General features: G+C 62.4%; 7 protein-coding genes. 3 read left to right on the plus strand and 4 right to left on the minus strand.

The window, feature by feature from the left end:
- A partial coding sequence (locus EN906_RS22355) for a TOBE domain-containing protein (protein ID WP_164777288.1) occupies window positions 1–405 on the plus strand: 405 nt, incomplete at its 5' end.
- 116 nt (window positions 406–521) lie between these two features.
- Here the strand turns inward: EN906_RS22355 and EN906_RS22360 are convergent.
- From EN906_RS22360 to EN906_RS22375, 3 genes are all read right to left on the minus strand, one after another.
- The gene (locus EN906_RS22360; protein WP_127268317.1) at window positions 522–953 is read right to left on the minus strand and encodes a DUF4437 domain-containing protein; all 432 of its coding nucleotides are present in this window, start codon (window positions 951–953) and stop codon (window positions 522–524) included.
- Between the two features lie 170 nt (window positions 954–1,123).
- Window positions 1,124–2,095: an AraC family transcriptional regulator gene (locus tag EN906_RS22365; protein ID WP_164748935.1), complete on the minus strand. Its 972-nt coding sequence runs from the start codon at window positions 2,093–2,095 to the stop codon at window positions 1,124–1,126.
- A gap of 515 nt (window positions 2,096–2,610) precedes the next feature.
- Window positions 2,611–3,189, minus strand: a complete 579-nt coding sequence (locus EN906_RS22375; protein WP_236383011.1) for a TetR/AcrR family transcriptional regulator — start codon at window positions 3,187–3,189, stop codon at window positions 2,611–2,613.
- Window positions 3,190–3,288: 99 nt separating this feature from the next.
- Between EN906_RS22375 and EN906_RS22380 the strand changes: the two genes are divergently transcribed.
- On the plus strand, window positions 3,289–4,197 hold the full coding sequence (locus tag EN906_RS22380) for an SDR family oxidoreductase (protein ID WP_127268320.1): 909 nt from the start codon (window positions 3,289–3,291) through the stop codon (window positions 4,195–4,197).
- Window positions 4,198–4,257: 60 nt separating this feature from the next.
- Here the strand turns inward: EN906_RS22380 and EN906_RS22385 are convergent, their stop codons facing one another.
- On the minus strand, window positions 4,258–4,605 hold the full coding sequence (locus tag EN906_RS22385) for a GFA family protein (protein ID WP_127268321.1): 348 nt from the start codon (window positions 4,603–4,605) through the stop codon (window positions 4,258–4,260).
- A gap of 120 nt (window positions 4,606–4,725) precedes the next feature.
- Here EN906_RS22385 and EN906_RS22390 point away from each other — a divergent pair.
- Window positions 4,726–5,112, plus strand: a 387-nt coding sequence (locus EN906_RS22390) for an amidase family protein (protein WP_245484311.1), incomplete at its 3' end; no start/stop codon positions are given.

A 5,112-nucleotide genomic window follows, 5' to 3' on the forward strand; every position in this document is an offset into this window, starting at 1 on the left:
CGCGATACCTATGTGGCGAGCTTCGTCGGCTCGCCGCCAATGAACCTCATCGACGGCAAGCTTGTGAACGGCCGCGCGGTGATGGCGCCGTTGAACTTCGAACTGCCTTTTTCGGGGGGAGCCAAAGCGGGCGGGGCGACCGACGGTCGCCCGCTCGTCTTCGGCATTCGTCCCGAGGACGTCTATCTCGAGAGCGGCGCGCCGGTCGAGGCGCATGTCCACGACGTCGAGAACCACGGCGTCGAAAAGATCCTGACGCTGCGCGTCGGCGACGCGACACTGCGTGCCACCGTGCCGGCCAGGACCGACGTCGCCATCGAGCAGGCGGTGCGCTTTGCCTGGAACCCCGACAAGGTGGTGCTGTTCGACAAGGGCAGCGGCGTCAGCTTGCGGCACGCCTCATAAAGCGCGTCGCGCTGAAACGGATTCATGCGACGCGCTTTAGGTCTTTGTTTTTGTGCATGTCGTTCTCCCAAAACCGAGGTCACTTTTGGGCGACATGCGTGAGGCCGCATCCCAGCCTATTTCTGGAAGTAGGTTTCGTAGGGCGTGTCGTTGATCAGCAGGATCACGCATTCCGTGTCGGAGACGCAGGCGTCGTCATGCATCTCATTGGCTTTCTGGGTCCAGTAGGATCCAGGAGGCAGTTCGACCTTGGTCGCCTCGCCGCCATCCATCTGCCAGTGCGCCCACAGCCCCTTTATGACCACCGCGCGATAATCCGCGGTGTGCGCATGGACCGGTGCACGCCAGTTGCCGGGAACCTTCAGCAACGTGCCTGCCGGGCCCTTGGCCCGCTCGCCCCACAATGGGCCAAGACGATGCGGCTGGTCGGGTACTTCCGCCACATAGGGGATCTTGTCGGCCGGCAGGTAGCTGTCCTCGAGGGCAAAGGCGCGCCCGGGAACCGCAAGCATGACGGCGAGTGCGATGACCTTCAGATGATCTGGCATGGTTCTCCTCTTCGGACCGACTGGACGCCGGCCTCTGGCTGCCTGGTTATGGCAAGCTATTGCATGCGGGTGGCCCGGCAATGGCATTGCGTCCGGAAGGCTTGGCAATTCATCCAGACCCGGCAATTCATCCAGACCCTGCGATCCATGGCCGCGGATCCGGGATCGCCTCAGCGGTTTTCGGAGCTGCCGTCGACGGTGCGCAGGTGGCTGGGCGCGATGCCTATGATGCGCTTGAACGCCCGGCTGAACGACGCTTCGGAATCGTAACCCAGTCTGGCGGCGACCACCGAAACCCGCATCCGATCATCGATCAGCCATTGCCGCGCCTGGTGCATGCGTATCCGGGCGACATATCTCGCCGGTGTTTCGCCAACGACGGCCGTGAAGCGTTCGGCGAAGGCCGATCGCGAGGCGCCCATTTCGCGCGCCAGCGCTTCGACAGTCCAGTTCCTGTCGGGCTGCAGATGAATGGCGGCAACTACGCGGCCGATGTCGCGATCCCTGATCGCCGCGATCCAGCCTCTGGTGTCGCCGCCGCTGTTTTCCACCCATGAACGGATGATGCTTGCAGCCAGTACGTCGGCCAGCCGCGCCAGCATGCCGCCGGAACCGGCGCGGTTCATGGTGATCTCGCCGGCCATGGCTTGCAGCAGATGCGGAATACCTGGCTCGCCAGCCATCAATTCCTTGGCGCGCATCATGTCCGGCATCATGCCCAGCAAGGGGTGCGATCCGTCCAGGTTGAAGTGCATGCTGCCGCAAAACAGCAAGATTTTCGGGCCGTGGCCGCCATTGGAGACATTGAAGACATTGTCCTGCAAAGGCTCGACAGTGTAGCTTTCGATCGGCACGGCAGGAATGCCAGGCGCGCTGGCAACGACATGCTCGGCGCCGCGCGGCAAGAGCAACGCATCGCCGGGTGTCAGCTCAATCCATTCTCCGGCTGGCGAGAACAGCCAGCATCCGCGGCGGCCAATGAAGTGAAATCTTGCTGCCTTCTGGGCAGGAAACAACACGGCCCATGGCTCTGAAAGTTCGCAGCGGCCATAGTCGACGCCATCAAGCCGCAATCCGCGCAAGATGTCGGTGAGCGGACCCTCCGAGGCCGGCAAGGCAGTCTTGGGCGAGGTGAAAACCATGCGGATTTTTCTAGAGCAGTTCATCGTTTAACGGAAACGTTGAACCGCTCTATCTCTTTGTTTTGACGCAATTCCGGACGGAAAAACCGCTTCACACTTTTCCTGGAATTGCTTTAGCCTGGAATCACCAGTCCGTCACGGCCTCCATGCGTCGGCTCAGGGCAACGAACTCGGGTCAACGGGTTCCTTCGGAGCTTTCGCCAGGCGTAGGGACGGAGCATCAAACGAAAAACCCGCCTGTGCGGCGGGTCACTGGCGCAAATCAGCACCATAGACAGAAATGTAGCATAGCTGAGGTCACCGAGTCAAGAAAAAATTCCTATCGCGAAAAGCTGCCGGGACCACCGAACTGGCTGCTGCCTTTGGCAAGCTGAGTTCGAAACCCTGTGCGTCAGCTGGCCTGGCGGATATCGGCCTGTTCCTCGGCCCGGAGATGGCTGCGCGCCGAGCCGATGACGCGCTTGAAGGCGCGGCCGAAGGCGGCATCGGATTCATAGCCGAGACGCCAAGAACCATCACGGTTTTCGGGCCGGCGCCGTTGTGATGGCAGCGACGAAGCGGTTCAGGCTGTCCTCGACATAGGCGGCCACTTCGATCGCCGGGTCAAAGCTCCACCACAGCAACGAGCCTTGCCAATGCGAGGCCATCAGCAGGCCGATGTCGCGTGGCGGGTTGGGCGTCTTGGCAAAACAGGCTGCAAGTGTGTCGCACAGGAACGCCTTCCAGGCCGCACCCCGCGCCCTGAGCACGGGATCGCGCAGATCCTCGCGCAGGACAAGCAGGCCTTCGGCATAGGATTCGATGCCGCCATAGGATTGCGACAGCGCCACCAGCAACGCGACCGCACCGGTGGGGGTTCTGGGAACGGTGGCTGCCAGCTTTCTGGTGTTCTCGTCGAGACCGTCCCAGGCGTGCAGCAAAGTGCGCTGTTTCAGCTGCACCTTGTTCTTGAAGCGCTGCACCAGCGTTGCACCGGAGAGACCGCAGGCCTTTGCCAGACGCTCGAAGGTGAGTGCTTCGGGACCATGCTCGTGGATTAGCCGGTGCGCGGTCTCCAGCACCTGCTCGTCGGACTGGGTTTTTGGCCGTGTCATCTTGACATCCCGATATAACCGAATGATCATTTATATATATGGCGCGAACAGCACAAGCCAGCCTTGTCTGATCGATGAGTCCGTTTTTGGGAGAGTTCAATGACGCTGCAAGGGAAAGTTGCTCTGGTCGCCGGCGGGACGCGCGGCGCCGGACGGGGCATAGCGATCGAACTCGGCGCAGCCGGCGCCACCGTCTATGTCACCGGGCGCAGCACGCGCGCCCAGCAATCCGAATATGCCCGGCCCGAAACCATCGAGGAAACAGCGGAACTGGTCTCGGCGAACGGAGGCAAGGGCATCGCCGTTCAGATCGATCATCTGGTGGCCGACGATGTGCGCAAACTGGTCGAGCGCATCCGCACCGAACAAGGCCGGCTCGACATACTGGTGAATGACATCTGGGGTGGCGAGAAACTGTTCGAGTGGGACAAACCGGTCTGGGACCACAATCTGGACAATGGCCTGCGCATGCTGCGGCTCGGCATCGACACGCATCTGATCACCGCGCACCATGCGCTGCCGCTGTTGATCGAACGTCCGGGCGGGCTGCTCGTCGAGGTCACAGACGGCACGGCCGAATACAATGCCGATCACTACCGGCTGTCGCCATTCTACGATCTCGCCAAGGTCGCGCTGACGCGCATGGCATGGGCGCATGCCCAGGATCTCGCAAAACACGACGCAACGTCCGTGTCGCTGACGCCCGGCTGGCTGCGTTCGGAGATGATGCTGGAAGCCTTTGGCGTGAGCGAGGGCAATTGGCGCGACGCCACCACTGAGGTGCCGCATTTCGTCATTTCCGAGACGCCACGTTTCGTCGGCCGCGCCGTTGCGGCTTTGGCGGCGGATCCGGACCGCTCGCGCTGGAACGGACAGTCGCTGTCCAGCGGCGGGCTGGCGCAGGTCTACGGCTTTACCGACCTCGACGGCTCACGGCCCGACGCCTGGCGTTATGTTCCCGAGGTTCAGGACGCCGGCAAGCCCGCCGATGCGACGGGCTATCGATAGGTAATTGGTTCCTGCGCAATTCCGGACGGAAAACCGCTGCGCACTTTTCCTGGAATTGCGTCAGGCGGACCGCCCGTCGAAATCGAAGACCGACAGGGTCGAGGGATCGAGATCGGCCACGCAGTTGATATTGATGTAGGCGCTGCGTTCACGCCCTTCGCGGACATCCTCTGCAAAGGGATGGATGCCGCAGGCCCGGCAGAACCGGTGCGCGATGGCATGGTTGCCGAATGTGTAGGTGCCCAAATCGTCGCCCCAGGCCAGGACCCGCAAGGTCTCATGCGGAATGGCACACAGCAGGGCGCCCTTGCGCGTGCAGATCGAACAATTGCACCTGATGGCACCGGTCAGTTCGGCCTTGAATTCGAAGGCCACCTTGCCGCAGTGGCAGCTGCCTTTGTAGAGCATCGGGCTTTTCCTCGTATTCGACAGGGTGCAAAACTGCCTGCGCCGGGTTAAGTCTGGGCAAGCCATGCACTGGCCGCACCCCCTTAAGACGTTCGAGGCGTCCGGAGTCCGACACCGAAAATGCAATCCGTTCGTGATCATCTGGAAATCATTCTTGCGCGCCTCGCCGCCCGTGCCGGCGAAGAGCACGTGTTCACGAAGCTCTATGCCGAAGCCGCACGGGCCGCGGCTGATGCCAGCGATGCCCGCAAGCGGGCAAGTGTGACGCTAGGGCCGCTCGACGGCACCGTCGTCTCGATCAAGGACCTGTTCGATGTCGCCGGCGAGCCGACCACGGCCGGTTCGCTGATGCGCAAGACCGCGGCGCCCGCCCAAAGCGACGCGGCCATCGTCAGCCGGCTGCGGCAGGCCGGCGCGGTCATCATAGGCAAGACCAACATGACCGAATTCGCCTTCACCGCGATCGGCGACAACAGGCATTTCGGCACGCCTGGCAATGCCGTGGAC

Origin of the sequence: Mesorhizobium sp. M7A.F.Ca.CA.004.06.1.1, assembly GCF_003999135.1 — a bacterium.
Taxonomy (GTDB): Bacteria; Pseudomonadota; Alphaproteobacteria; order Rhizobiales; family Rhizobiaceae; genus Mesorhizobium.

What these genes read in the sequence shown, in the direction of transcription:
- EN906_RS22380 (WP_127268320.1), top strand. Translation starts at nt 3,289, where the DNA reads ATGACGCTGCAAGGGAAAGTTGCTCTGGTCGCCGGCGGGACGCGCGGC.
- EN906_RS22360 (WP_127268317.1), bottom strand. Translation starts at nt 953, where the DNA reads ATGCCAGATCATCTGAAGGTCATCGCACTCGCCGTCATGCTTGCGGTT.
- EN906_RS22375 (WP_236383011.1), bottom strand. Translation starts at nt 3,189, where the DNA reads ATGACACGGCCAAAAACCCAGTCCGACGAGCAGGTGCTGGAGACCGCG.
- EN906_RS22365 (WP_164748935.1), bottom strand. Translation starts at nt 2,095, where the DNA reads ATGGTTTTCACCTCGCCCAAGACTGCCTTGCCGGCCTCGGAGGGTCCG.
- EN906_RS22385 (WP_127268321.1), bottom strand. Translation starts at nt 4,605, where the DNA reads ATGCTCTACAAAGGCAGCTGCCACTGCGGCAAGGTGGCCTTCGAATTC.